The sequence below is a fragment of the Levilinea saccharolytica genome, assembly GCF_001306035.1.
Classification (GTDB): domain Bacteria; phylum Chloroflexota; class Anaerolineae; order Anaerolineales; family Anaerolineaceae; genus Levilinea; species Levilinea saccharolytica.
The window spans coordinates 162,765-189,436 of the sequence record NZ_LGCM01000027.1 but is presented as its reverse complement, the minus strand read 5'-3'; the positions used below and the strand labels follow the sequence as shown (position 1 = coordinate 189,436).

General features: G+C 59.0%; 22 protein-coding genes and 1 riboswitch. Of the genes, 1 reads left to right on the top strand and 21 read right to left on the bottom strand.

What is annotated here, in order from left to right; all coding sequences use genetic code 11:
• Positions 1-148: 148 nt before the first annotated feature.
• The gene (alaS, locus tag ADN01_RS06975) at positions 149-2,884 is read left to right on the top strand and encodes an alanine--tRNA ligase (RefSeq protein WP_062418572.1); all 2,736 of its coding nucleotides are present in this window, start codon (positions 149-151) and stop codon (positions 2,882-2,884) included.
• Positions 2,885-2,980: 96 nt separating this feature from the next.
• Here the strand turns inward: alaS and ADN01_RS06970 are convergent, their stop codons facing one another.
• From ADN01_RS06970 to ADN01_RS06870, 21 genes are all read right to left on the bottom strand, one after another.
• Positions 2,981-4,390, bottom strand: a complete 1,410-nt coding sequence (locus ADN01_RS06970; RefSeq protein ID WP_062418571.1) for a leucyl aminopeptidase family protein — start codon at positions 4,388-4,390, stop codon at positions 2,981-2,983.
• Entirely contained in the window at positions 4,387-5,598 is a 1,212-nt protein-coding gene (locus tag ADN01_RS06965) for a metallophosphoesterase (RefSeq protein WP_160318394.1), read from the bottom strand. Before ADN01_RS06965 ends, ADN01_RS06970 begins: the two co-directional genes overlap by 4 nt.
• A 15-nt stretch (positions 5,599-5,613) precedes the next feature.
• Positions 5,614-6,141 carry a type 1 glutamine amidotransferase domain-containing protein gene (locus ADN01_RS06960; RefSeq protein WP_062418569.1) on the bottom strand — a complete coding sequence of 176 codons (528 nt, stop codon included), beginning with the start codon at positions 6,139-6,141 and terminating at the stop codon, positions 5,614-5,616.
• A gap of 71 nt (positions 6,142-6,212) precedes the next feature.
• Entirely contained in the window at positions 6,213-6,527 is a 315-nt protein-coding gene (locus ADN01_RS20195) for a MoaD/ThiS family protein (protein ID WP_082142812.1), read from the bottom strand.
• Positions 6,487-8,187 carry an aldehyde ferredoxin oxidoreductase family protein gene (locus tag ADN01_RS06950; RefSeq protein WP_062418568.1) on the bottom strand — a complete coding sequence of 567 codons (1,701 nt, stop codon included), beginning with the start codon at positions 8,185-8,187 and terminating at the stop codon, positions 6,487-6,489. Before ADN01_RS06950 ends, ADN01_RS20195 begins: the two co-directional genes overlap by 41 nt.
• Before the next feature lie 20 nt (positions 8,188-8,207).
• Positions 8,208-9,491, bottom strand: a complete 1,284-nt coding sequence (locus ADN01_RS06945) for an aspartate aminotransferase family protein (RefSeq protein ID WP_201778649.1) — start codon at positions 9,489-9,491, stop codon at positions 8,208-8,210.
• An 89-nt stretch (positions 9,492-9,580) separates the two neighbouring features.
• Positions 9,581-10,786 (bottom strand): saccharopine dehydrogenase family protein, encoded by a 1,206-nt coding sequence (locus ADN01_RS06940; RefSeq protein ID WP_062418566.1) that lies wholly within the window; start codon positions 10,784-10,786, stop codon positions 9,581-9,583.
• A gap of 260 nt (positions 10,787-11,046) precedes the next feature.
• Positions 11,047-11,199 (bottom strand): pilus assembly protein, encoded by a 153-nt coding sequence (locus ADN01_RS06935; protein WP_236690984.1) that lies wholly within the window; start codon positions 11,197-11,199, stop codon positions 11,047-11,049.
• A gap of 151 nt (positions 11,200-11,350) precedes the next feature.
• Positions 11,351-12,814, bottom strand: coding sequence for an aminomethyl-transferring glycine dehydrogenase subunit GcvPB (gene gcvPB / locus ADN01_RS06930; RefSeq protein ID WP_062418565.1), 1,464 nt, complete (start codon positions 12,812-12,814; stop codon positions 11,351-11,353).
• Positions 12,807-14,159: an aminomethyl-transferring glycine dehydrogenase subunit GcvPA gene (gene gcvPA / locus ADN01_RS06925; protein ID WP_062418564.1), complete on the bottom strand. Its 1,353-nt coding sequence runs from the start codon at positions 14,157-14,159 to the stop codon at positions 12,807-12,809. The genes gcvPB and gcvPA overlap by 8 nt, the downstream gene beginning before the upstream one ends.
• Positions 14,159-14,551 (bottom strand): glycine cleavage system protein GcvH, encoded by a 393-nt coding sequence (gcvH, locus tag ADN01_RS06920; protein WP_062418563.1) that lies wholly within the window; start codon positions 14,549-14,551, stop codon positions 14,159-14,161. Before gcvH ends, gcvPA begins: the two co-directional genes overlap by 1 nt.
• 134 nt (positions 14,552-14,685) lie before the next feature.
• A riboswitch (glycine riboswitch) is annotated at positions 14,686-14,799 on the bottom strand.
• Between the two features lie 262 nt (positions 14,800-15,061).
• Entirely contained in the window at positions 15,062-15,418 is a 357-nt protein-coding gene (locus ADN01_RS06915; RefSeq protein WP_062418562.1) for a rhodanese-like domain-containing protein, read from the bottom strand.
• Between the two features lie 105 nt (positions 15,419-15,523).
• Entirely contained in the window at positions 15,524-16,798 is a 1,275-nt protein-coding gene (locus ADN01_RS06910) for an MFS transporter (protein WP_062418561.1), read from the bottom strand.
• 28 nt (positions 16,799-16,826) lie between these two features.
• Complete coding sequence (locus ADN01_RS06905) at positions 16,827-19,076, bottom strand: WD40 repeat domain-containing protein (protein WP_062418560.1); 2,250 nt, start codon at positions 19,074-19,076, stop codon at positions 16,827-16,829.
• A complete protein-coding gene (locus ADN01_RS06900; protein WP_062418559.1) occupies positions 19,073-19,636 on the bottom strand; it encodes a 4Fe-4S single cluster domain-containing protein in 564 nt (187 codons plus the stop codon). The genes ADN01_RS06905 and ADN01_RS06900 overlap by 4 nt, the downstream gene beginning before the upstream one ends.
• A 15-nt stretch (positions 19,637-19,651) precedes the next feature.
• Positions 19,652-19,861, bottom strand: a complete 210-nt coding sequence (locus tag ADN01_RS06895) for a DUF2997 domain-containing protein (RefSeq protein ID WP_062418558.1) — start codon at positions 19,859-19,861, stop codon at positions 19,652-19,654.
• 24 nt (positions 19,862-19,885) lie between these two features.
• Positions 19,886-20,266 carry a DUF1257 domain-containing protein gene (locus ADN01_RS06890; RefSeq protein WP_062418557.1) on the bottom strand — a complete coding sequence of 127 codons (381 nt, stop codon included), beginning with the start codon at positions 20,264-20,266 and terminating at the stop codon, positions 19,886-19,888.
• Positions 20,267-20,298: 32 nt separating this feature from the next.
• Positions 20,299-21,888 (bottom strand): Hsp70 family protein, encoded by a 1,590-nt coding sequence (locus ADN01_RS06885; protein WP_062418556.1) that lies wholly within the window; start codon positions 21,886-21,888, stop codon positions 20,299-20,301.
• Between the two features lie 2 nt (positions 21,889-21,890).
• The gene (grpE, locus tag ADN01_RS06880; protein WP_062418555.1) at positions 21,891-22,397 is read right to left on the bottom strand and encodes a nucleotide exchange factor GrpE; all 507 of its coding nucleotides are present in this window, start codon (positions 22,395-22,397) and stop codon (positions 21,891-21,893) included.
• Positions 22,398-22,402: 5 nt separating this feature from the next.
• Complete coding sequence (locus ADN01_RS06875; RefSeq protein ID WP_062418554.1) at positions 22,403-25,084, bottom strand: WD40 repeat domain-containing protein; 2,682 nt, start codon at positions 25,082-25,084, stop codon at positions 22,403-22,405.
• Positions 25,085-25,088: 4 nt separating this feature from the next.
• Entirely contained in the window at positions 25,089-26,612 is a 1,524-nt protein-coding gene (locus ADN01_RS06870; protein ID WP_062418553.1) for an AAA family ATPase, read from the bottom strand.
• Positions 26,613-26,672 lie beyond the last annotated feature (60 nt).

The window sequence follows — 26,672 nt, the reverse complement described above, 5'->3', positions numbered from 1 at the left end:
CAAGGCCTGACACCGCTCTGGGGCAGCCCTGGAGCGGTGTGTTTTATGCAGGGAGATGGGTGCAGAATTGATTCTTAGGGGGGTCTCGTTTATAATGGGCACACTGTTTTGATTCGACTTCATGAAACCCGATTGAGGAGTGCGATTTATGGAAAAGAAATGGACCGGTGCAGATATCCGGCAGTCCTTTATTGATTTTTTCATCAGCAAAGGCCACACCTTTGTTCCTTCCTCCTCATTGGTTCCGGGGGGAGATCAGACTTTGCTGTTCACCAACGCCGGTATGGTCCAGTTTAAGGATGTGTTTTTAGGAACGGATCACAGGCCGTACACGCGGGCTGCGAACAGCCAGAAATGTATGCGCGTGGCTGGCAAGCACAACGATTTGGACGATGTGGGCCGCGACGATTCGCACCATACGTTCTTTGAAATGCTGGGCAACTGGTCGTTCGGCGATTATTACAAGGCTGAGGCGATCGCCTGGGCATGGGAGCTGCTGACCGAGGTGTGGGGACTGGACAAAGCGCGGTTGTGGACGACCTGCTTTAAAGATGATAAGGGCGACATCCCCACGGATGAAGAAGCGGCCTCGGCCTGGCGCAAGCAGCCGGGGATCAACCCGGATCAGGTGCTGTATTACGGCCGCAAGGATAACTTCTGGGAGATGGCTGACACCGGGCCGTGCGGGCCGTGCAGCGAAATTCACATCGATTTGGGGCCGGACGCTTGCGACAAGAAGGGCGTGGCCGGGCATGTATGCCGTGTGAACGGAGACTGCGCTCGCTACCTGGAAATTTGGAACCTGGTGTTTATTCAATACAACCGCATCAACGCGACGACGTTGGAGCCGCTGCCTTCCATGCATGTGGATACGGGCATGGGCTTTGAGCGCATTGTGCGCATTATGCAGGGCGTGAACTCCAATTACCGCACCGATTTAATGCTGCCCTTGATGAAAGTGGTTCAAGAGATCACGGGCCACAGCGACGCTGAACGGGACGAGAATTTCACCCCTTACCGGGTGATTGCGGATCATGCGCGGGCGGCATCTTTCTTGATCGCGGATGGGGTGGTTCCGGGGAACACAGGGCGCAACTACGTGTGCCGGATGATCATCCGCCGCGGGGCACGCTTTGGCGGGAAAATCGGCTTGACCAAGCCGTTCCTGGCGCAGGTGGCGGAACAGGTGATCGCGATTTACGGCGAGCATTATCCTGAGCTGGTACGCAACCGCACCGCTATTCTGGACAGTCTGACGCGCGAGGAAGTACGCTTTCAGCGTACGGTAGAAAGCGGCCTGAGCGTTCTGCAAGGTTATTTTGATGAGCTGCGCGCGAGCGGCCAGCGGGTCTTGGACGGGGCGCGGGCGTTTGAATTGTATGCCACCCACGGCCTGCCGTTGGAGATCACACGGGATATTGCCCGCGAACAGGATCTGGATGTAGATGAACCCGGCTTCCGCCAGGCGATGGAAGATCATAAGATTGCTTCTGGGGCGGGGAAGGCCTTTGGGGCGATGGGCGGCGACGATGTGGATATTTACCGCGCCGTGTTTGAAGACCTGACTGCCAAAGGCAAGCTGGGCAAGGAGGGGGTGGCCTACGACCCGTATTCCACCCTGGAGGTTGAGGGAGAAGTCCTGGCGTTGGTGCGCGAAGGGGAACCTGTGGCGGCGGCAGCGGTGGGCGACAGCGTGGAAGTGGTGCTGCCCAAGACGTGTTTCTATGTTGAATCGGGCGGTCAGGTGTCGGATATGGGCACGATTGTTTCCGCGGGATCGCCGCGCTGGGAAATTCAGGTGGAAGATATTCGCCGGCCCGCGGCGGGCATTTTGGTGCACATGGGCCGGGTGGTGCAGGGGGAGCCGCGGGTGGGTGAAATTGCTGTTGCGCGGGTGGACGAAGCCCGGCGGCGGGACACGATCCGCAACCATACCGCCACGCACCTGCTGCATGCAGAACTGCACGCCGTTTTGGGCGGGCATGCGCGCCAGGCCGGTTCGCTGGTGGCGCCGGACAAGCTGCGTTTTGACTTCACCCATGCTGAAGCGGTGACACCGGAACAATTGGAGAAGATTGAAGCTGGGGTGAACCGCGCGATACTGGAGAATTACCGGCTGAAGATCGAAATCAAACCGCAGGCCAAGGCGATTGAAGAAGGCGCGATGGCTCTGTTTGGTGAGAAGTACGGGGATATGGTGCGCACCATTGCCATCGGCGGCGGAGACCCGTTCTCGTATGAGCTGTGCGGCGGTACGCACGTAGAAGAGACGGGCGACATTGGCCTGTTCTTGATCGTGAGCGAAAGCTCGGCGGCGGCAGGCGTGCGGCGCATTGAGGCGGTGACGGGGCGGGCGGCCTATGAACTGGTGCAGCGCCGCTTCCGGGCGCTGAAGCGGGCGGCCAACTTGTTGAACGGGACGCCGGAAGATGTGCCGGTGAAGGTTGAACTGCTGCAAGATGAGCTGGCCGAACAGCACAAACGCATGATGCACCTGCGGCAAGAGGCGGCGGCTTTGGAATTTGTGCGCCTGCTGGACGGCGTGTCTGAGGTGAAAGGTGTGCCGGTGCTGGCGGTGACTCTGGCCAATGCGGATGCAGATACTTTGCGGCAGATGACCGACCGCTTCCGCCAGCGCTATGCCAGCGGGGTGGTGGTGGTGGGCAGCGCGGTGGAGGGCCGGCCGGTGCTGATTGCGGCGGTGACGGACGATCTGATTAAGCGCGGGCTGCACGCAGGCGACTTGCTGAAGACGATTGCGAAGAAGATTGACGGCAGCGGCGGCGGGCGGCCGAACCTGGCGCAGGCGGGCGGAAAAGACGCCGCGCGGCTGCCGGAGGCGATTGCGGCCGTGGCGGGATATGTGGAAGAACGGCTGAGCTGAGATTAACTGCGTATAGCCAATTTATTCCTAGGGCTAACATTAAACGAAGACACCCCCATTTCAAACCGGGGGTGTCTTTATTGTTGAATATTCGCTTTAGAGCGATTCGAGGTAGTTCACCAACATACGCACGCCAAAACCGGTGGCGCCTTTCGGTCGATAGGTGTCATCTTTGGGGGAGTCCGCCACACCGGCGATGTCTACATGCGCCCAGGGAACGTCATTGGAGACGAACTGCTTGAGGAAGATGCCGCCGATGACCGGTTGGGCTTCGCGGCCGCCGGAGTTTTTGATGTCGGCGTCGTCGGATTTGATGGCTTTCGCGTAATCATCATCCAGGGGCAGGCGCCACATACGTTCGTGGGTGGCCTCACCCGCAGCGGCCAGACGCTCGGCCAGCTCGTCGTGGTTGCACATGAGACCCGCGCGCACGCGACCCAGGGCCACAACCACCCCGCCGGTGAGGGTGGCCAGATCAATGACCGCATGGGGGGTGAATTCTTTCTGGGCGTAGGTCAGCGCGTCGGCCAGAATCAGGCGGCCTTCGGCATCGGTGGAGATGATCTCAACGGTTTTACCGGACAACATACGCAGGATATCATCCGGGCGGTAGGCGTCACCAGAGATCATGTTCTCGGCGGCGGGAATGAGACCCACCAAGGGCTGCTTGAGCTTGAGGGCGGCGGCGGCCATGAGGGTGGCGGCAACGGTGACCCCACCGCATTTGTCGCCTTTCATCCCCTGAATGTTTTCGGTGCCCTTGAGCGAATAGCCGCCGGTATCGAAGGTGATGGCTTTGCCCACCAGGACGACGGGTTTGGTGCCCGCAGGGGCGCCGTTTCCGGGGTACTCCAGGATGATCAGGCGCGGTTTGGCCTGGCTGCCTTTGCCCACCGAGAACAGGCCACCAGCACCCATGCTTTCCAGGGCTTTCTCGTCCACTTCGCGGTACTGCAGGCCGAATTCTTTGGCCAGCTCCTGAACGCGCCCAGAGAGGGTAACGGGGTTGATCACATTGGCTGGTTCATGAGCCCAATCACGCGCCAGATTCACGGCCGCGCAGAGCGCCTGGGCATGTTCGATCACCGCGGCAGAACCGCCGATGCATTCGACCTCCGTTTTCACCACGGGTTCGGCGTCGCTTTTGTAGCGGTCGAAGGTGAATGCGCCCAGGAAGAGCCCTTCGCAAAAGGCCGAGAATTGCGCTTCGGTCAGATCGGCAGCAGCGAAGGCAGCGCGCTCGACTTTTAGCTTGCGGAACCAGACGGCCAAGGCGCCGCCTGCCTGGCGGTAGACATCCGCGGTGATTTTGGCGGCGTCACCCAGGGAAACCAGGACTTCCTGGCCTCCGGCAGTGGGAAAGACGAGAATTTCGCCGACCTGTTTGCCGGGCAAACCCGGGGCAGTCTTTTCGGCGGCGGGGGTCAGCCGGATGGTGAGGGGGGCGGTCGCTTTTTGGACGACTTGGATGGAAATGGGATTACGATCAAGCAGGGTGGGTTTCATTTTTTCTCCATAAGGTTGAGATTTCCTGGGATAGACCCAGGGAGTTGAGAATTGCCAGACAGCTCCCAAAGGATGATTTCGGGAGGGCAGAGGAAGCGCACACGCGGCGCGCCCAGGCCTTCCATACCGAGACCGCGGGTGACATACAGGGTCAGGGGCGGGAGGCTGTAGCGCCCAGCTTCGAAACGCTTGCCATAGAGTGAACCAGTGACCAGCGCGCCCCACAGCGGTAGGCGCACCTGCCCGCCGTGGGTGTGGCCGGAAAGCTGCAAATCTACCCCAGCGGCGGCGGATTCGGGGGCCAGATCGGGGGTGTGGTAGAGCAGGATGGTGAAGGGCTCCTGCGCGGAGCGGGCCGCAAGCAGCGTCTGAAGGGTTTCAGCGTCTGCAAACGGGCGGTGGGTGCAGGAGATGCCAATCAGGGAGACTGGCGACCCTTGCACAGAAAGCTCGACGGTTTCGTTTTGGAGCCAGGTGAGCGGCAGGCCTTTGAGCAGTTCCGGCAGCACGTCTTCAAGGTCCACGGCGGGACTGCCGCTGACCAGAAAAACCCCGCCGGGAGCGCGCCAGGCGGAGAGCACTTCGCGGGCGGCCTGCCAGGAGACGGGATCGCGCAAATTGGAGAGGTTGAGGATGTCCCCCGAAAAGAGGATCACATCCGGCTTGAGCGCCTGGATTTTTTGCAGGAGCAGACGTTCGCGGCGAGTGATGCGTTCGATGTGCAGATCGCCGAGATGCAAAACTTTGAGGCGGGTTCTGGCGGGAAGCTTATCCGAGACCAGGGACTGCCGGGTGACTTTGAGGGTGTGCGGCTCTATCCAAAAAGCGTAGATGACCAGGAAAACGCCGATCACTTGCAGCGGCACAGAAATTTGCACGGGCAGAAACCCCACCACACGACGCAGGACTGATAGGGCCAATACGGCAGGTTGAGGTGGACCGAAGGAGCGGCGGGTGAGGGGCAGCAGACCGACGAGGAGCCAATCGAGCAGGAAGAAACCCAACAGCGCCAGATGGTACGGCCAACCCTGGAAAGGCGGCAGGAAGGCGATCAGCCCAAGAATCCCAGCAAAGCCCACTGCCGGAATGGATTGGATGCGGTTGGCCGTGTGGAGAATTACGTCAAAGGGGTTGCCGTGTACACCGGGGAAGCTCTGGTATTGTTTGAAATCCTGGGCGTTCTTCAATGAAAGCTCCGTTGCAGACACCCTGAGCAGGTGCTTTTAATTGTGTTCGCGCAGGGCGGCGACCAATTCACGGCAGAATGCAGGAATATCGGCGACCACCCGTCCCCACACCAGATGACTGCTGCGAAAAGCGGGTTCATCACGCCACACCGCTCCGGCGTTGATCAGATCATCTTTGATGCCTTCGCTGCCGGTGGCGAAGTGCCCTTTGACAATGCCGGCGCTGATGCCCACCAGACCGGCGTGACAGATCATGGCGATGGTTTTGTGCTGCCGGTCAAATTCGCGCACCAGGGAGCGGACGCTTTCAAAACGGCGCAGCTTGTCGGGCGCCCAGCCGCCGGGGATCACCATCCCGCGGAAATCGGCTGGATGAACATCGTCAAAGCCGACATGAGTGCGAACCGTGAGGCCGTGTTTTCCCTGATACACATCACCCGCGGCCATCCCCGCCACCACAGTTTCCGCGCCTTCTTCTTGCAGGCGCATCAGCGGCACCCAGAATTCCAGATCTTCGAATTCCGGCGCGACATGAAACACAACACGAGTTCCGATCAGGCGCATGGTGTCCATCCTTTTTAAAAAGGCCGGAAACAACTGATCTAAGGTATATATACTCAATTCTTAGAGGATTGTCAAATATTGTTCGGGGTCTGCTGCTGCGAGCCGCCGGACAGGGCAGGGATGAGATCTACGATGTCGCCTGGCTGCAAAGGATGATCGGGCGGGCAGACTTTATGATTGCAGACGAGGATGATCTCATCCAAAGGGATGTGGGGAAGGGGCAACATTGTGACAAGGTCTGATACACATGCGCCTTCCGGGACCTCGGCAGTGACCTGACGCTGGAGACCGGAAGGCGTGTGAATTTGAAGGGTGGTATGCAGACGAACGAGGATCTGCACGGGTTTACCAGTTATGCACCTGATCCAGGTCCTCAGCCGGCACATCAAAAACGGCTCCAGTGGGGGTGAGAGGTTCCTGTGTCATCCATTCGGGCAGACGGTCGTCCGCGGGGGTAAAGCCGGCGCGGCGGTTGAACTCTTTTTCTAGCTCAATGGTTTGGCGGCCCAAGACTTGCAGAAAGTCCGGCGGCACGCCCCAGCCGTAGCGGGCGTTGATGAGTGCGGGGATGGTCTCGGGGACGACGGCAAAGCCAAACCCAGCGAAGATGCAGGCACCGAGGGTGTCGTATCCGGCCATGTTAATTTGAGCGGTGCGCGACAGGGCTGCCTGGCCTTCGGGATTGGTGTGGTCCACTTTGGCACGAATGGTCAGGCCGCAGGTGTGATCGGCGCCCTGGGGGGTGGTGGCATAGGTGACGCCGGTGCCTTTGATAGCGCGAGGATCATAGGCGGAGATGGCCTGATTTTTGACCACGGGCACGCGGCGCACACCCAGGGCTTTGCCGGTGAGGGCTGCACCGCCGCCCAGCAGACGGCCGAGGGGTGTTCCGGCGCGGATTTCATCCATCAATTCCAGGGCGCGCTGGGCATCCCCAAACGCCAGTACGCCCGCATCGGCGGCCACGCCCAGCGCAGCGCCCAGGTCAATGGTATCCAACCCCAGATCGTTGGCCTGCCAGTTGAGGCGGGCGACGTCATCCAGGTCGGTGAGGCCGAGGTTGGAGCCCATCAGGCCGATGGTTTCGTATTCCAGGGGGGAGACGATTTCTTTTCCCTGGGGATCAGCGTACACATTGGAACAGCGGATGGTGCAGCCAGCCATGCAGGCATGGGTGGTTTCGCTGGCTCCGCCGCGCTGCTGCAAGGCCTCGCGCATGTGCTCGCCGGAGATGGTCTCGACGGATTCAAACTGGCCGGAGGAGAAATTGCGGGTGGGGAGGGCGCCCAGGCTATTGCACATACGGGCCATGCCGGCCGTGCCGTAGTCGCGGTAGGCGGCTGTTTGGGGATGGGCCATGAGGGCCTGGGTGAAGGTTTTTTGGGCTGCTTTAAAGGCTGCAGGATCGGCAATGGGCGGTTTGCTGGTTCCGGCGGTGTCAAAGACCACAGCTTTGATGTGTTTGGAACCCATGACGGCACCCAGCCCACCGCGGGCGTTGATGCGCGAGGGAACGCGGTCTTTGTCGAGGTTCTGAATGCCGGCCGCCAGCAGCTGCATTTCGCCGCCGGGGCCGATGAGGGACAGGGCGACTTTCTCCCCGTACCGCTCGATCAGACGGGCGGCACTGGCGTAGACGCCCAGGCCGATCAAATCCTCAGCGGGGTCAAAGCGAACGCCGTCCTGAGAAATGACCACCACCCACCAGCTTGAGTCCGTGGGCCAGCCTTCAAAAATGAGGGCGTGGAAGCCCAAGAGAGCCAGGGCCATGCCGGTGGAACCGCCTGCGTTGCTTTCTTTGACTCCGCCAGTCAGCGGGCTTTTGCCGCCGATCGAAAGACGGTCGCAGCTGGAGAGCATGTGGCCGACTAACAAACCTGGGGTGAAGATGAGCTTATTATTCGGTCCCAGCGGTTCGCAGGCGGGGGGGACTTCATCCAAAAGGATGCGGGCAATCAACCCGCGCCCCCCCAGGCGAACCCAAGGTTCGGGGACATCTTCGCAGGAGCTGGTTTGCTGCTCGACGTTCACACGACAAATTTTCATGGCCATGTTCCTCTTGAGGCCTATTTTATCACTTCCGCCAGAGCCTCCGCGAAGATGGACAGGCCCTTGTCAATTTCTTCGGCCGTGACCACCAACGGTGGAATCCAACGGATGGTGTTGTCCCAGGTGGAGCAGGTGAGGAGGAGCATACCTCGTTCCTGGCAGGCCTGCACCACGGCTTTGGCGGTGTTCTTGTCGGGTTGGTGATCGACGGTGCGGAATTCTGTGCCGATCATCAGGCCCAAGCCGCGAATATCGCCGATGTTGGGGTATTGGGCCTGGAGCGCTTTGAGGCCGGTGACCAGCTGCTCGCCGCGATCTAGGGCATTTTGAAGCATATTCTCGCCGCGCATGGCGCGGATGGTGGCGGCTGCACCCGCGGCGGCCACGGCATTCCCACCAAAGGTGCCGCCGTGCGAGCCGGGGATCCATTTTTTCATGATCTCCTGGGTGGAGATGACGCCGGAGATGGGCAACCCTGACCCCAGGCCTTTGGCGATGGTGATGATGTCGGGCTGGATGTTGAAATATTCATGGGCGAACCAGCGGCCGGTACGCCCAAAGCCGGATTGGATTTCATCGGCAATGAGCATGATGCCGTGTTCGCTGCACAGTTTGCGCAGTTCCTGCATGAAACTGGTGGGGGGAACCACATAGCCGCCTTCGCCGAGGACGGGTTCGATGAGGATGGCGGCGGTCTCCTGGGGGGCGGTTTGTGAAAGCAACAGGAGTTTCAGCTCCTGCAAGCACCACTCGCTGGTTTGTTCTGGGGACCATCCGTAGCGGTAGGCGTAAGGGTAGGGGGCCACAAAAACGCCCGGCATGAGGGGTTGGTAGCCGGCGCGGTAGATGGTTTTGGAGGTGGTGAGGGTCATGGTGCCGACGGTACGGCCGTGGAAGCTGCCCTGAAAGACGATCACATTGGTGCGCCCTGTGGCATGGCGAGCTAATTTGACCGCGCCCTCGACGGCCTCGGCACCGGAATTGCTGAAGAAAAAGCCGTCCAGGTGGGGCGGGACGATGGTTTGCAGCTCGCTGACCAGCTCCAGCATGGGCTTGTGGAAGATAATATTGGCCTGGCCGTGCAGCAAAAGCCCGGCCTGTTTTTGAATGGCCGCGACCACGGTGGGGTGACAATGGCCGGTGTTGGTAACGCCGATGCCGCAGGTGAAATCGAGATAGGCTTTTCCGTCGATGTCGTACAGCCAGCTGCCTTTACCGTGGTCAACGATAATTTGTGTGGAGTGGGTCCAAACCGGCGAAAGTTTGGCTTTTTGGGCTTCATATTGGTGAAGATCCGACACGTTTTTTCTCCTTTCACTGAAGATCAGTGTCATTAAAACCTGGTTTGAGGCGGCCACCGCCCCAAACCAGGTTGTTCAAACGCGGCAAATCACATTTCTTTGATGCCGTAGGGGAAACCGTAGCCGGCCATGCGTTCCATGAAGGGGATGGGGTCAAAAGCTTCGGGGCCCAAGACGCCGGTTCCCTTCCACAGGCCAGAATCGAGCAGCTCCATGCCAATGACGGCGTTAAAAGCGGTTTGGGCTACCACGGCCTGGCATTTGAATTCGCGCATGCAGGTCTCATTATCGGCGACTTGATACAGATACACCTGGCGGGGTTTGCCGTCTTTGACACCCTTGACCCAGGTTCCGGCGCAGGTTTTGCCGAACATGTGGTCGCCGAGGTGGGCAGGATCCGGGAGGCAAGCGGCAACAACATCGCGAGGAGCCACCATAACACCTTTGACATTGATCGGCTCTTTATTGTCAAGACCGAGCATTTTGAGGGTCTTGAGGACGGAGATGAACTGATCGCCTAGACCGTATTTGAAGGTGACGCGTTTGGTTTTCACCCAACGGGGGACGAGGAGCACCTCTTCGTGTTCCACATTGACACATTCCACCGGCCCGATGCCTTCGGGGAATTCAAACACCTCCGGTTCCGAGAAGGGCGCAGTGGTGAACCAACCCTTGTCTTTTTCCCAAATCACCGGGGGATTCAAGCATTCCTCGATGGTGGTCCAGATGGAGAAGTTGGGGGCAAATTCGTACCCGCGCACTTCCAGGTTGGCGCCGTCGCGAATGCCAATTTCCTCAATTTCATCGAAGAGGTAATCCTGGGCGTAGCGGGCAAACACATCCGCCATGCCCGGCTCGACCCCCAGGCCGACGAGGGCCAGGAGGCCTTTTTTTTGCCACAGTTCAGCACGTTCAAACTGGTAATCGCCCAATTTGACGCCGGGTTTTTCAAAGGGGTTTTCAGGATGCGGCCAGGAGAGGGTCATGGCCATATCCATGTAGTTGCAGCCGACTGCATAGGCCGCGTCAAAGATCGGCTCGTTATAGATGGGATCGCAGGCGTTCATGATGAGATCCACACCGTATTTGCGCGCCAACTCTTCGATCAGATCTTGCTTGCTGGCGTCCACCCATTCCACCGGGAAGCGGTCGGGGTCGCCTAGTTTTTGCTGAACTTCCAGGCAGCGGTTCTTGTTATAGTCTGCCAGAACCATTTTTTCGAGCCATGCATGTTTTGACGCGATGACGGCAATGGCTTCACCGACACCACCTACGCCGACGAGTAGAACCTTCATGAGATATTCACTCCTTTTTGATTTTCATTGCGCGGTTGGGTGTGATTGATGAGGAACGGCACAGAAAGCTGGCGAGCGGGAGGGCATCCATGCATTATTAATGGGCCGCAGACTGCACGCGCAACCTGTCCTTTTTCAGTATAGGGATTTGAGCGGTACGAAACGAGTCGGCTTAGCACAGTGTTGGCTGTTCACAATGCACAAAGCGCCCACTCGGTAAAGAGGGGCGCTTTGAGGTGAAGTGAAAAGATCTGACCTTTTCAAACATTTCGAACGACATCGCTGAACATTTTGCCGATGCCGGGGCCGAGCAGGGCAAGAATTACAATTACAATAACAGCGACCAAAACAAGAATCAAAGCATATTCCATCAGCCCCTGGCCTTTGCTGAACGGTGCAAACAGCATCTCCATCACCTCCCTTCTCTGTGGATATGGATTCAGTTTTATTATCGTAAGAATGATGAAACCCTGCAACTAACAAAATTGTAAGGTGAGACTAAAAACAGCCGCCGCAGAGAAACCTGCGGCGGCTGCGGACTGCATTGGTGATACCTGAGAAGGATCAGGCTTTATCGGGAACCCAGCAACACAACACCAGATCGCGGGCGGCCTTGACTTCATCCAGACGGCCCACGGGGGTATTGTGGGGGGCGGATTTGAGCAGCTCGGGCGAGGTGCGGGCTTCTTCCGCAATCTTGACCATCACTTCGGCAAACTGATCGAGCACCTGCTTGCTCTCGGTTTCGGTCGGCTCGATCATCAGAGCTTCTTTGACGATCAGGGGGAAGTAATTGGTCGGCGGATGGATGTTGTAATCAATGAGGCGCTTGGCGATGTCCAGAGCGTGAATCTCTGGGGCGTCGGCGAAGTGACCTTCGAGGACAAATTCATGCATACACACCCGGTCGTAAGCCACTTTGTAGGTATCGCGCAGGCGGGCGAGCAGATAGTTGGCGTTGAGCACAGCGTGTTCGGCAATGCTGCGCATGCCGTCAGGGCCGTACATGCTGATGTAGGTGTAGGCGCGAACCATCATGCCGAATTGGCCGAAGAAGGATTTTACGCGGCCAATGGATTTGGCCGGCATGACCCAACCGTAGAGCGGGGCCATTTCTTCGTCACCCTCTTCAACAATGCCGGCAATGGGGCCGGGGAGGAACTCGGCCAGGGCTTCCGTGACGCCCACAGGGCCAGAACCAGGGCCGCCGCCGCCGTGCGGGGTGGAGAAGGTTTTGTGCAGGTTGTAATGCATGACGTCGAAGCCGAGATCGCCCGGGCGGACGATGCCCAGCAGGGCGTTCAAATTGGCGCCGTCGCCGTAAACCAGACCGCCGCAGTTGTGGATGAGGTCCACAACCTCTTTGACATTGCAGTCAAAGAGGCCCAGGGTGTTGGGGTTGGTGAGCATCAGACCAGCCACGTGCTCATCGCACACCGCGCGCAGGGCGGCCATATCCACGTTGCCGTCGGCATCCGTGGGGACGGGGACGACTTCGAAGCCGCTCATGGCGGAGGTGGCGGGGTTCGTTCCGTGGGCGGAGTCGGGGATGATGATTTTGGTGCGCTGCAGGTCGCCGCGGGAGCGGTGGTAGGCGCGGATGATCATCACGCCGGTGAATTCACCCTGGGCACCGGCAGCGGGCTGGAGGGTGACGGCTTTGAAGCCGCTGATCTCCTTCAGCCATTCCTGCAGCTCATACATCATGGCCAGGTTGCCCTGGACGGTTTCGATGGGCTGGAGGGGGTGGGTGTGGGCAAAACCGGGCAGGCGCGCCATTTCCTCGTTGACCCGCGGGTTGTACTTCATGGTGCAGGAGCCGAGAGGGTAGAAGCCGACGTCAATGGCGTAGTTTTTGCGCGAGAGATTGGTGAAATGCCGGATCACGTCAATTTCGGACAGTTCGGGCATGGGCAGGTTTTCGCGCAGGAATTCCTGGGGGAGTTCCGCCAATGGGACATCCGGCTCGGGGAAGCGAGCACCGATGCGGCCTGGGGAGGACATTTCAAAGATGGTGGGGTCACTCATGGTTCACCTCCGCAAGCACATCACACAGCATGTCAATTTCTTCCTTCGAGTTCATTTCGGTGACGGCCAGGAGCATGTGATTGCTCAATTCGGGATAATCCTTGCTCAGATCGTAGCCGCCCAGGATGCCGTGATCCAGCAAGTGTGCGTTGATTTCGGACACGGGTTTGGGGCAGCAGACGACGAACTCATGGAAGAAGGGGGCGTTGGCGCACAGGCTGTAGCCCTCAATTTGATTAATGCGGCTGGCGGCGTAGTGAGCTTTGTGATAGCAGAGCTCGGCTACTTTGCGCAGGCCGTGCTTGCCCAGCAGGCTCATGTACACGGCGGAGGCCAGCGCGATGAGGCCCTGGTTGGTGCAGATGTTGGAGGTGGCTTTTTCGCGGCGAATGTGCTGCTCGCGAGCGGTGAGGGTGAGGACGTAACCACGGCGGCCTTGGGCATCGACGGTTTCGCCGACCAGACGGCCGGCAATTTTGCGGATGAAGTCGTTCTTGGTGGCAAAGAGGCCCAGATAGGGGCCGCCAAAGGACATGGGGATACCCAGAGGCTGGCCTTCGCCCACCACGATGTCTGCGCCAAACTCACCCGGGGCTTTGAGCATGCCCAGAGCAGTGGGATTGACGGCGACGACGAGGAGCGCGCCGGCTTCGTGGACGGCCTTGGCCAGGGCGGTGTAATCAAAGACGCGCCCGAAGAAATCGGGATACTGCACCGCGACCATGGAAGTGTTCTGATCTACCATGGGGATCAAATCCTCAGGTGTGAGGAAGGGATCCACGCTGGCTTCATCGCCGGTGAGTACTAGGCCTTCATATCCGTCCATGTAGGTGCGCACGGTGGCACGGAACATGGGGTTGAGGGAGGGCGACAGCACAATTTTGCCGCGCTTCCCGCGGAAATGGTGGTAGGCCAGGACGGCGGCTTCGGCTGCGGCGGTGGCCCCATCGTAATGCGAGGCGTTGCTGACATCCATGCCGGTCAGGTTGGCGACCAGGGATTGGTATTCAAAGATGGCCTGTAAGGTTCCCTGGGCAACTTCGGGCTGGTAAGGGGTGTAGGCGGTGAAGAATTCGCCGCGGCGCAGCAAGCTGTCGACAGCGGCGGGGATGAAATGGTTGTAGGCGCCTGCGCCGAGAAAACACACCAGATCGCGGGTGTTTTCGTTGGCCCCAGCCAGTTCCTGAAGCTGCGCCACGGCTTCCATTTCGGTGAGCGCCGGGGGCAGATCTAATTTCGGAAAGCGGAATTCCGCGGGCACGTCCTGGAAAAGTTCATCCAGGCTCTTAACGCCGATGGTTCGGAGCATCGCCTCCCGTTCCGCATCGGTATGGGGAATATACATTAGTGACTCCGTTCCGCGCAGTATTTCTCGTATGCAGCGGCGTCCATCATACCGGTCAGTTCGCCAGGGTTGGCGAGTTCAACTTTGACCATCCAGGCTTTCCCGTAGGGATCGCTGTTGACCACTTCGGGAGTCTGGGCGAGATCTTCGTTGATGGCGACAACTTTGCCAGAGACGGGCAGGTTGACATCCGCAGCGGCTTTCACAGATTCGAGGGTGGCGCAGGTAGCCCCTTTCTTCACGGTATCGCCTTCAGAAACCACGATTTCGACGAAGACGATGTCCGACAGTTGATCCTGAGCGTGATCGGAAATACCAATGGTAGCGACATTGCCTTCGACCAGGACCCACTCATCGGTTTCGGCATACTTTAAATTAGCTGGAATATTCACGACATTCCTCCTGAAGAAAATTAGGGTGCGGGTATTCGATTGCGCGAACGGAACTGGATTGCCTCTGTCATCAACCTGAGAGATTCGCCTGCGGAGAGGCTTGCCCCGTGGGTGTCTTGCGACTTTTCAGAGGGGTAGAAAGCAGGGTCCCTGGTACCTGAGAGTTTCATTTGCGCCTTGCGGGGGAGCAAATTTGCCCCTTCGGTGCCCGTCAGATCCTTTTGACGGGTCTCTTCCCAACTTTCATGGGTATATTTTTTGATCCACTGAGGGATCCATTCTATTATATCCGCAATATTTAGAAAGCGGAAATTTTTTGAGTCAAGTTAATCGGATTGGGTTTTGGATATGCGCGCCGACGGAAATTTTTTGCCCGCCGGCGTGTGATTATGGTTGAACCGGATAGCCCTGATTGATCCAGGCTTCAAAACCACCCAGGAGTGGGGTAACGTTGGTAAATCCGTTGGCCAGCATGATTTGCGCCGCACGGGCGCTGCTCTCTTCGTTCGGTCAAGTGCAATAGGGGATGATCCAATCCTGCTTGCCCAGCTCGCCCAGCCGGCTGGGGAGTTCGTTCAGGGGGATGCTCACGGAGCCGGTGATATGCTGGTTGAGGAAGGAGCCGCTGCTGCGCACGTCCACAAACACGGCAGCCTTGGTGTCAAAAGCGGTTTTGGCCTGTTCAAGGGCGACGCGGGATATGCGGTCTACCGGGATTTCACCCACCGGGGTGGCGGTGCTGGCTGCGCTTTGGGCACTGGTGACAACCTGCCAGATCAGGATAGAGACGATCAGCACGGTGCCAGCCAGGATCATCAATAAAGGGGCAGAATTGGATTGTTTTAGTTTGGCTTTGCTTCTCTTCATAGCGGCCTCAGTCTTCTATACAGATAATGCTGATCGTAAATATCATCAATATTATAGCCAATCTTAGCAGAAATTGGCGCAAAAATCCAAACTCTCATCCAACATTTAAGCGCGAGCGGAAGCTGGGGATTGCTTTTCAAAGAAAAACAGGAGAAAGCCAATCAGGCGGAAGGCGGCGCTGATGAGCAAGCCGGCGCCCAGGCCAATCCAACTGGCCAAGAATGAGGCCAGGAGGGGGGCAAGAATGGAGGGGATGTATTCCAGGCTTTGAGAAAAGGAGATAAACGTGGCGCTGTACTCGGGCGGCACGGTTTTCATCAGCTCATCGAAGAATACCAGGTTCAGCCCAGCCTGAAAGATACCGGCGACGCCGGCGAAGATGGCGATGAGTCCCACCTGATGGGTGAGAGCCACGGCCAGGGGGTAGAGCGAGAGGCCGAACGTGGTCCACAGCAGGACTTTGCGCGCGCCTTTGGAACGGGATTGACGGGTCCAGAAGAAATAGCCGAGGATGAGGATGGCGGTCTGGGCGGTGGTGATGGTGGCGATCCAGGAATCGCTGGCTTTTACCTCGCGCACGAAGTAGAGAGGCAGCAGGGGGACGGAGAGGATGGCCCCGGTGTTGTAAACCAACCGTTTGGCCACAAAGCTGACAAAGGCTTTCTGGGAGGAGATGAGGGACAGGTAGTTTTGGACGCTTTCGCGAATGGAACGAGCGCGGATTTCGGCCGGCGGGGTGACTTTTTCCAGGGTGAGGTGGCTGGAAAAATAGTAACTGATCAGCCCGCCGATGGACAGGCCTAGGAACACGATCTGGTAATTGAGGGGGTAAGCCAGCCGATCTAAGGTCCAGCCCACAGCCATGACGGTGATGGAAGTGGTGAGTCCGAGAATACTCCAGCGGCGGCTCATCAACTCAAAGCGGCCGACCGGACCAGCCACCGCGTTCATGACAACGGAAAAGGAGATGGATAGGGCGGTCTGGGGGATGGTGACTAAAGCCCAGACGAGCAGGATGGTGAAGATCAGAGAATCTTTGGGAACCAGCCAGATGGCCAGACCGGTAAGAGCGTAGGAGGTGAGATAGAGCAGGCGGGAGCCGGAAAACCAGGGGACGATGTCGCGCTGGCGCTGGAGCAGGCGGCCAATGGGGATAGACAGCAGCAGGCCGGTGACGGCCGGCATGGTGGTGAGCAGGCTGACCTCCAGATTGGAGGCCCCTTCGCGGGCGAGGAAAACCGGTAAGAAGGGCGCGGCGGCGTTGGCCAGGCCAACACCGATGGCGTCAATTTGAACATTTACAAAATTGCGCTTGTGTATCGTTGGGCTGCTTTGGGGCGTAGAAAACCAACGAATCAAGCGTTGAAACAGCTGAATCATGGAACCTTCTTTCAGTTGGTTTTATTCATTATAGCTGAATATCAAATTCTCCGGCCTGGATGACAGCGGAACCCAGTTCGATTTCGTATTTTTGACGGCGGCGGAGAATTTCTAGCACATAGGACAGCCAGACGCGCTCTGTTGGGCGGGCAGCAGCGGTCAGCAGGCTTTGCACGCGCGGCAAAGCGGCTGGGGTGAGCTGTTCTAGATTCTGATGGGTTAAAAGGAAGAGCTCTAAATCCCAGGCAAGCAAAGCGCCCTCCATGCCCGATGTGACCAAAAAGCGCCCGTCGGGTGAGATGGCGGCAGCGAGGACCGTTTTGGAATGGCTGGTGAGCGCAGGCAGCAGAGCCTGTCCGTTGGTCGGATTCCAGCAGGTGATTTGACCGCGGTCATCCCCCATGAAAACGGCTGAGGCGGTGGGGTGATGGACGAGGCAGGTGGCGCGGCCTGTTTCGGAAGAGAGGCTGAACTGGTTCAGGCTGCGTCCGCTGGCGTAATTCCAGATGCACAGACGGCTGTCGCGCCCGGCGGTGACCGCAGCGGCGGAGGAGGGTGAGAGGGCTAAAGCGGTGATGGGGCCGTCATGCGCGGACAGCTCCCAGAGCATTTGCCCGTCGGCTGCGCCCCAAACGTGCAATTTGCCGAGGCTGCCGGTGGTGATGAGCAGGTCGCCCTGGGCAGAGCAGTGCAGCGCGGTGATTTCCTGATCCCCAGGGGCAGCCTGCCAGAGTTCCCCGCCGACGGGAAAGCGCCAGGCGCGCACGGTTCCGTCAAACCCGGCGCTGTAAAGGGTGCGTTCATCGGCGGCGATGGCCAGGCCGCGGATCAAATTGGTGTGGCCGGTGATCGATTTGGCCAGCTGAAAATTATCCAGGCGGAAAATATGGACGGCGTTATCACCGCCCGCGGCAGCCAGATAGGAGCCCTGGGTGTTGACCGCCAGGGTGCGAATGGGGCGGGTGGGAGCCAGGATGACCTGACCCTGCAAGTCCCAATGAGGAATATCAAAGAAGTGGATGGCCGAGGCAGCAGTTCCGACGATGAGATGTTTTCCGGAGGGTTCGAAGAGCAGGGACGATACCACAGCTTCCAGCCCCTTCAGGCGGCGCGGCTGAGGCAGGGTGAAAGGGGTCTTGAGACAATCGCCCGCCAGGGTTAACAATTGGGAATAAAAGCCGCGGTCTTCTGCGTTGGGCGGCTGCCATTGGAGCGAACGCAGGACGTCGAGGATGCGCACCGATTCGGTGGGCGGGGAAACCAGGATCAGCTTCCACAGATCCGCGGTGCGGTCGGATTGGGCCAGGGATTGGACGGCTGCCTGCCAATCGGCGGGAGAAAGCTCCGAAAGCCAGCGCGGCCGGACCGCGCCAGCCGGGTTCAGCCATTCGATGTGGCCGGAGGTGCGGCTTTGGGCTAGGATGCGGCGGCGAAGAGCGGGTGAGGCACTTTCGTAAAGCGATGTGAGCAGCGTGTGGTTAAAATCTACGCGCTCGTATTCCGCCCATTGGCCGGAGAGGAAGAAGAACAAGGCGCGCTGCAGCGAGTCGGATGGGGCGGCTTTGAGGGTTACGGCTGTTTGCAGGGCCTGGGGATCGTCGAAACGTAAGAATAAAGCCGCCAGTGCATCCGCAGCTGGCTGACTGCCCTTCTGTATGTGTTCGGACAGAACAGCGAGGAAGAGGGCGCGCAGCTCGCCATTGAGGGTGGGGTAGCCGTGATTCAGGATGTCCGCGTAGGCTTCGGGTTGATCGGGGGATGCTGCGATGGTGACGATCCAGATCCAGGGGGACAGGTGGTAATTTTTGGCTGCCTGAAGGAGATGCTTCTGAACGGCCGGCTCGGCCTGGCGATAGAAGGCGGTGAGAGCGGTGTAGGCCTGCGGTTGACTGGCCCATTGGTCGGGCGGCTGGGTGAGGAAGGCGAAGGCATTTTGCGCCTGGGGGTCCGGATGGATAAGCCCGCGGGTGATAATTTGCTGGGCAGTGTCTGGGCTGCCCCAGGTGAAGTACAGGTCAAAAAGCTGGCGAAGGGCATCGGGAGAACCCTGGGAGGCCATTAGCCCCAGGGCCTGAAGGGCCAGTGCGCGGGTTTCTGGGATGGGGCAATCCGCGGCGGCCTGGGCTAAAAAGGCTGCCGCCTGGTGAGAGCCGTCGTCCTGCAGAGCGGCCACGGCCCCGCGCAGCAATAAGAATTGCTGCAGGGCGCTGGACTCCAACGTCTGGGGGTTGGCGCTGCTGAGAAACTTGGCCAGGGCGTGCAGATCTTCGGGGGTCATAGGGCGGGCGGATTAATGCCGCTGATGCGAATTTCGCCGTCGGGGGCCAGGATGATTTCAGCCTGCTCCACTTGCTCGAAATTGGCTGGGCTGTAACGGCTGGTGAGAAAATGGAAGGTTTTGTTGGCAGATCCGGCCAAATGATGAGCGAGGCGGCTGGCTTGCTGGAAGCGGCCAGCGATGCACACATCCAACAGACCCATGAGAGCGGACGCCCCCGGCATTTTGTGAATTTCCTCCCAGGTGTACCCGGTGAACAGGATGACCGAGAGGGTGGTGTTGGCGCGAACCTGCTGGAGCAGTTGAATGAGGGGGCTCAGCTGCTGGAGCGGTTCGCCGCCGGAGATGGTGAGACCAGTGCTTTCTGGCGGCAGGGATTGAACCCACTGATAGACGGAATCCACTGCGTAGGAGGCTCCGCCCTTGGGGGCGTGAGTCAGCGGGTTGAAGCAGCCCGGGCAGGCCAGGGTGCAGCCTTGCAGCCACACTACGGCGCGCTGGCCGGGGCCGTTCACCTTGCTGGACGGTTCCAGATGGTGCACTTGAAGCGCAGAGGTCACGGCAGGGTACTGGCCTTAGCTTTTGGTGGTCAACTGCTGTGAATTTCCCAGGGGGTTGTCTTCGTCCAGCGCTTCGGGGGTCATTTCGCGCAGGAGGACTTCGCCCCCCAGGGCGGCTTCGAGGCTTTGGGTCAGATCCAGGCAGGCTTTGCCTTTGACGCCGCGCACGTGGATCTCTACCTGCCCCTTTTTGTTGATGGTGATCTCAATCTCTTGCAGATCCATGTTCCGATCTCCTTTGCCTGAGGGTCAGGCCAGCTTGCGCAGAACCAAACGGACTTCGCCGTTTTTTTCGGTGGTTTCTTCTACCAGGGTGAAGCCTTGTTCTTCCAGGCGCGACCGGGTGGCATGGTACGCATAGCGTTGGCTGAGTTTATCAAGAAAGACATCTTTTTCCAGACCGCGAACGCCCCACCAATCGGCCACCAGTTCGTAGCCAGTAGGAGTCTCGCGGAAACCAATATCGTAGCTGAGGTTTAACTTGACTTTGATGTTCACTTTTTGACTTGCGCCCGCAAAGCCGCCCACCTTTAAATCACCTTCTTCAACTTGGTAGCCCAGGTCTTTCAGGGCCGCCAGGAGATACACACGTTCAACTAGTTTGGTCTTGATGCGAGAGAAATGCGACATTTTGACCTCCAAAAACCTATGGGTTCCAGCAATTATACTAAGCGAACCACCGGGAAGTCCTTATGGGTCAGCGTTCCGGTGGACAGATCGCGGCTGGTGATGGTGAGACGCTTATTGGCGTCAATATTGAATTCTACCTCAAAGCGGGCTTCACCCTGACGGGCAGGTGGATCGGCGCTGAGGAAGGTGGGGCTGGATTCGTTCATCCAATACAGGGTTCTTTGTTCCTGTTCGTGCGGAGACAACTGGATGACGCGGGCGGCTCCGGTGGGGTCAAAGACCAGCTCCATCTCCGGCTTGCTGGGCGCGGTGTTGTGACTCATTTCGTAGATGGCCAGACCGAGCTGATTCTGGCCGTCATAGGAGGCTTTGATGGTGAGGCGGGAGACGGGTTGGGTGGTGGGGTAGCGCGTACCGCTGGGCACAATGGGATGGTAATCGTAGGTGCCTTTTTGGGGGTTGATGTAGCGGATGGCGTAGGTGTGCTGGATATGGTCGAAGAAATCCACCCCGGCCACGAAGGCGGCGGCCCCGCGGGCGATGGCGTCCAGGGGGCGGTTGAAAAAGACGCGCTCTTTGCCAAAGTACTGCCGCAAGGTGCGCTGCACGGAGGGAATTTGGCTGGAGCCGCCGACCATGAGAACGGCCTGGATGGATTCTTCGTTATACCCACGTTCGCGGGCGGCGTTGATGGCCCCGCGGACAGTGTGGTTGATGCCGGCGTACAGTTCGTGCTGATCCAAGATTTCTTCGAAGTTGGAACGAGTGTAGGCGGCGGAAAGCATCTCGCCCGAATCGGGGTTGATTAGATTCAGGTCGGCAGATTCCTGGAAGGAGAGAGTCTCCTTGACGCGCTCACATTCGACCAGAAGCAGATTGGAAAGGCGGCGGATTTCTTCATCGGATTCCAGGCGCTGATTGCGCTTAAGAAAATCCATGTACAACCATTGATCAATACTGGTCCCGCCGATGGTGCGCCCGGCTTTGCCCAACACCCGGCAGCGGCGCCCGCCGTCTTGAGAGGCTTCGGCTTCCATGAGGACGACGGCAGCATGCAGGGTGCCGCCGCCAAAATCAAAGATCAGATAAGCGTTGCCGGGCTGGATGTGGGCACCGTACCCCAGGGCGGCGGCTGAAGGCTCATCAATCAGGCGAAAGCGCGGCATGGCGGCATTTTCGGCCACCTTGACCAGCCAGTTTTCGTAATGCTCGTAGGCCTCCACCGGCACGGAAAAGGCGACTTCTTCCTGGTTGGCGCCGGTTTCTTCCCCGGCGAAGAGCAGCAGGGTGGAAAGAAAATCTTCACCTGCCTGATAGGGAGTGATCTCGCGGCCGTTGAGACGCACGCGAATGGGGCTGCGGCTGCTGATGTAGCGCTTCATCCAACGAAAGGTGCGTTGGGATTGGTAGAGGCCGCGCTGGATGACCTGACTGCCGATCCAACGCCGGTCGTCTTCGGCGTAGTGGATGAGTGAGGGGATGACATAGACGGGTGAGCCGTCCTGCTGATAAGAGCGTGAATACTCTGACAGACGCAGCGGGAGCCCTTCCTGATGGGTGGGATCCCAGAGTGCCAGAACGGTGTTGGAGGTGCCAAAATCAACAGCTAAACGGCCGGCCATGCTCAATCCTTTCTACGTTCCACACCTGCCTTGCGCAGCACCTGACCGCGGAAGGCAATCCCTACCAGACGGATCACCGCAGCTTCTCCTGACCCGGGCTCAGAATCGGGACTGAGGGGCATGTGCAGGGTGGGGTCAAAACTGACGTTTGCCCCGATTTCACCGATGGTCTGGAATCCCAGCGGCTCCAGACCGTGCAGCAATCGGACAGCAGCCAGGGCGATGCTTTCTGCGGCCACCGGTCGAGTCTGGGATTCCAGCAAATACGCTTGCGTGTAGATCTGAACGGCGGTGGGCGCGATGTCTTTGATATATTGCTCAAGGGCCTGACCGACGGCGGCACTTTGCAGCTCATCTTGCTGAAGCCGCAAACGGGTCAGGTCGGCCTGAAGGGCAGCGATGATTTTATCACGCTCGGTGAGTTCCATTTGCAGGGATTGGATCTTATTTTGAAATTCGTGAATTTCTTCGCGCTGCGGTTCTTGGTTGGACGAAAACCAGGGGGACATGGACTTCACTCCTCAAGAAGAATATCAAATTCACCGACGGTCAGGGTGGGTATGGCGCCGATTTCCACATCGAAGCGAAAACGCTGCGAGAGGCACAGGTACACCCATTGGAGGGCGCTGCGCAGCGGGCCACTGAGGGGGGCACTGCTCTGCAGGAGGGTTTGCAGGGCGGCGAAATGCGCCTGGGTGGCCTGGCCTAAGGGCATCGATAGGAGGTCTGGAATCTTTAACTGGCGCAGATCATAGAGGGTGAGATTGGAAGCAGTGGTGCCCACGGCCAGAAAGCTGCTGTCGGGGGAAAGGCACAGCGAGGTGAGGGGTGTGCCAGACGAATAGGAATGGTTGACTTTGAGCTGCGGCCAGGAGAGCAATTGGATCTCTCCGGCTGTGGTGGCAGCCACGATGCCGCTGCGGTCATCCAAAAATTCCAGGCCCGCCAGAGAGGAGGAAAACTTGTGCCGTTTACGGCCGACATAATAGGCTTCGTGGTCTTTGCTGGGCGTGAAAAGCAGCAGCTCCCCGTTGCGCTGGGCAGCCAGGAATTGGGAGGGTTCCGGCGTGAAGAGGGCGAATTGATAGATACTGCGGGCGGCTCTGGTGCGCAGAAAGGTGAAGAAATGATAGGTGAGATCATCCAGGCGAATGAGGTCCAGGCTTTCATGCAATACCAGCATCCAGACTTCATCGTCAGAAACGGCCACGGAGCGGGGCCAGTTGTCGTTGAGAGGCACGGCGACGGCGGAATTGGACTGGCGGGCATCCCAAATATAAGCACGGAAGTCACGGCCAGAGGTGAGCACGCGCTGATCTTTCAATGGGCGCAGGGCGGTGATGGAACCGTTGTGAGCACCAATTTTGCGTAGTTGGCCTTCTTTCCAGCCGTACAGCCCGCAAGATGCGGTGAGGGAGTTGGTGCGCTCCGCCAGATAGACCTCACCGGTGGAGGAATACTCCACAGAACCCAGAGAATGGTCAAATTTGCCGATTTTTTGGGCGACTTGCGCGCGCTGATAGTCCCAGATGACCGCCTGGCGCCGATCGGTGGCCAGGATGAGATGGGGATCGGTGGGCGAAAAGGCAATGTCATTTACCCGACCGGAAACGCGCAGGCGCTCACGTTCCAAAACCCAGGGGATTTCCTGGGCGGCCGCCTGGGCGTCCTTTTGCATGGGCTGCTGAGACAACTCGAGCAGCTGCTGAAAGCAGAGCTGATCCTCAGGGGCGGCGGGCAGCCAATGCTGCCTCTGCAGGCGCTGCAATGCTTCCAGGCCGCTGCTGAGGTTGAACTCAAAAATGAGCCGCCAGAGCTTTTCCCATTCCTGGTTGGCAGCCAGGACGCGAATCATCACCGAGGCTTCATCGCGGCTGGTGACAGCGGCGGTGGAGCGAAAATCGGAACCGGTCAGGATGGTGAGGTACTGTACGCGGCCGGCCTCCTGCACACGGCGGACGATCTTTTGGCGCAAGCCCCGTTGGGTGGTAGCCGCGAAGAAGGTCCGCAGCAGGCGCTGGTCGAAGTCCAGAGCGTCATAGCGGTCATACTGGCCGGTGAGGAATAAGACCGCGGCCTGGTCTTCGGGATTCGTGGGCAAATAACCGGCGGTTTTGATCAGCTCTAGCAGGGCGGTGTCCTGTGTGTCCAGGAACTGCTGGCAAAGGGCATCCAGGGCGGATTGATCTTCCAGGGAGAGCAGCGCGGCGCGGGCTGCTGCGGCGATCTCAGGGTCTGGATCCTGGGTAAAGGTAAACAGATCTTGAAGCTGAGCGGGCGAAGTGCGTCGGGCGATATCCTGGCGGCCAACTTTAAGGGCGCACAGCAGGCGCAGCCCTTCGGAGGCGGCGGGGACATAGGCGGCATGCAGCAGCACGGCTTCCATTTCTGGGGTGCGAGATTCGGCCCACTGCGCGGCGAAGCGAGAGATGGTTTCGGGGTGCTGGAGGTTGTGCAGGCAGAATTGGGCGCGCTCCGCCAGGACGGCGTCGCTGCCCTGGGCATATTCCCAGAGAAAGGGCAGACCTTCGGGTGAGAGGTTGAAAAGGGTTTCAGGGTGATTGGTGAGCAAGGCGCTGAACACCAACACCTCGGCTGAAAAGGATGGGGAGACCGGATAGGCTGCGCGCAGGATTAATTCGGCCAGACGAGGCTCTTTACGCTGGCGACATTCGGCGAAGAGGGCTTCCACCGCCTCGGTTTTTTTCAAGTGCAGGAGGATTTGTTCGGCGGCGCCGCGGACGTTTTCTTGGGGATCGGAGAGGAAAAGGTCAATCACCTGCCGCACGGTGCGGCTGGAGGAGGAAGATGCCAGGCGCTGATCATAGCCCAGGGTGATTTGGCTGAGGGCATAGGCGGGGGAGGCTGGCTGGGCGGTGCGGTTGAGCACGCGCAGGGCCTGCCCTAGATCGGCGCTGCGCGATTGTTTCCAGCTTTCCCAAAGCGAATCGTAACCGGAGGACGGTTTGATCTTATCGACCCAGGCGGCAATTTGCCGCCGGGCTTCACTATCCAGCGGAGCGGAGACGCCCTGGGCGAGAACGATGAGCGCCTGAGGATGGGAGGGACGCGAGATTTTGTGAATGAGGAATTGCAGGGCCAGGGCGCGCAAAAAGCTGCCCCCCAGGGCGGCAGGCAGCGAATTGAGCAGCAGGGCGCGCAGCAGCGAGAAATTCTGGGTCGATGCAGGCGGCATGAGATTAGGATGGGTCTATATCGACGAACCGCGTGGCGGCTTCACCGGATTCGTAGAAGGAAGCGGATTGGGCACGGCCTTCGGCCAGCCAGGCACGCAGCGCCATGATGCGTTCCCGATGAGAGATGGAGAGGGGAACCTGACGTTTGAGGGCGGTGGAGATGTCCTGGGTGGTAAATTCGCGCTGCGAATCGTTGAAGCCAATGTACATGGCGTCAATGATGGCTTGTTCGATTTCAGAGCCGACGTATCCATAGGATTCGGCTGCCAGGCGGTCGAGATCGTAATCTTCAGGCAGGCGGCGGCGTTTGCGCAGATGGACGGTGAAAATTTCGCGGCGCTCATCCTCGGTGGGGAGATCCAGGAAGAATATTTCGTCGAAACGGCCTTTGCGCAGGAGCTCGGGGGGGATGGCGGCGATATCGTTGGCGGTGGCCACGACAAAGACGGGAGAAGTTTTTTCCTGCATCCAGGTGAGGATGCTGGCAAACACGCGGGTGCTGGTGCCGGAATCCAGGCCGCCGTGGGCCAGGGCTTTTTCCATCTCGTCAATCCAGAGGATGCAGGGGGCCACGGTTTCGACCAGGTGCAGGGCGCGGCGGCTGCGTTCTTCGGATTCACCCACCAGCGAGCCGAAGAGTGCGCCGACATCCAGGCGCAGCAGGGGGAGGCGCCAAAGACCGCCGATCATCTTGGCGGTCAGGCTTTTGCCTGTGCCGGGGATACCGATGAGGGCGATGCCTTTGGGCGCAGGCAGGCCGTAATCGCGAGCTTCCTGTGAGAAGGCGGTTTCACGCAGGCGCAGCCAGGCTTTGAGCACTTCGAGACCGCCGACATCTTCGGGCGTTTCGCTGACGGCGTAGAATTCCAGGGCTTCGCTTTCGCGGATGATCTGTTTTTTCTCGTCGGTGATCAACTGGATGTCGCGGTCATCTAATATGCCGTCGGTGACCAGGGCTTTGGAGAACACGCGCCGCGCCTGGGCAAAGGTGAGGCCGAGGGCTGCCTGAACGATTTTTTCGCGCCCCAGCGGGGTGAGATTGACGCGCACACCGGGCTGGCCGGTGAGGTTTTTCAGCACCTGTTCCATATCCCTGGCATCGGGGAGAGGGTGTTCGATAATCACAAATTCATCGCGGAGTTCATCGGGAACGCGAGAAACCGGCGCGGTGATGAGCAGGGATTTTTGGGTTTGTTTGAGCTTTTGTCCGAGGGAGCGCAGCTTCCTTTTAATTTGCGGGTTTGTCCAGGATTCATGAAAATCTTTGAGGATAAACAGCGCCGTGGGGGAGGTGAATTTTTCAATTTGGTCGAGGGCGGTTTGCGGATCGCGCGCCTGGGGAAGAACACCGTTAGGTTTGGTCAACCATTGGAAACCGTCTGCAAGATCCCAGGTGAGGCCGGTGCGCTGCAAGCGGTCGCAGAGGGCGCGGATGGTTTCCAGAACGCGCTCTTCTTCCAGGGTGGTGATGAGCAGCAAAGTGAAGCGTGAACGCAGAGATAGGTCGAGTTGTTCCTCAAAGGACATGTGAAGCTCCAGGTGTGATTCGGGAATGCGAAGGTATTATACCTTGCCTTGCCAGCGCGC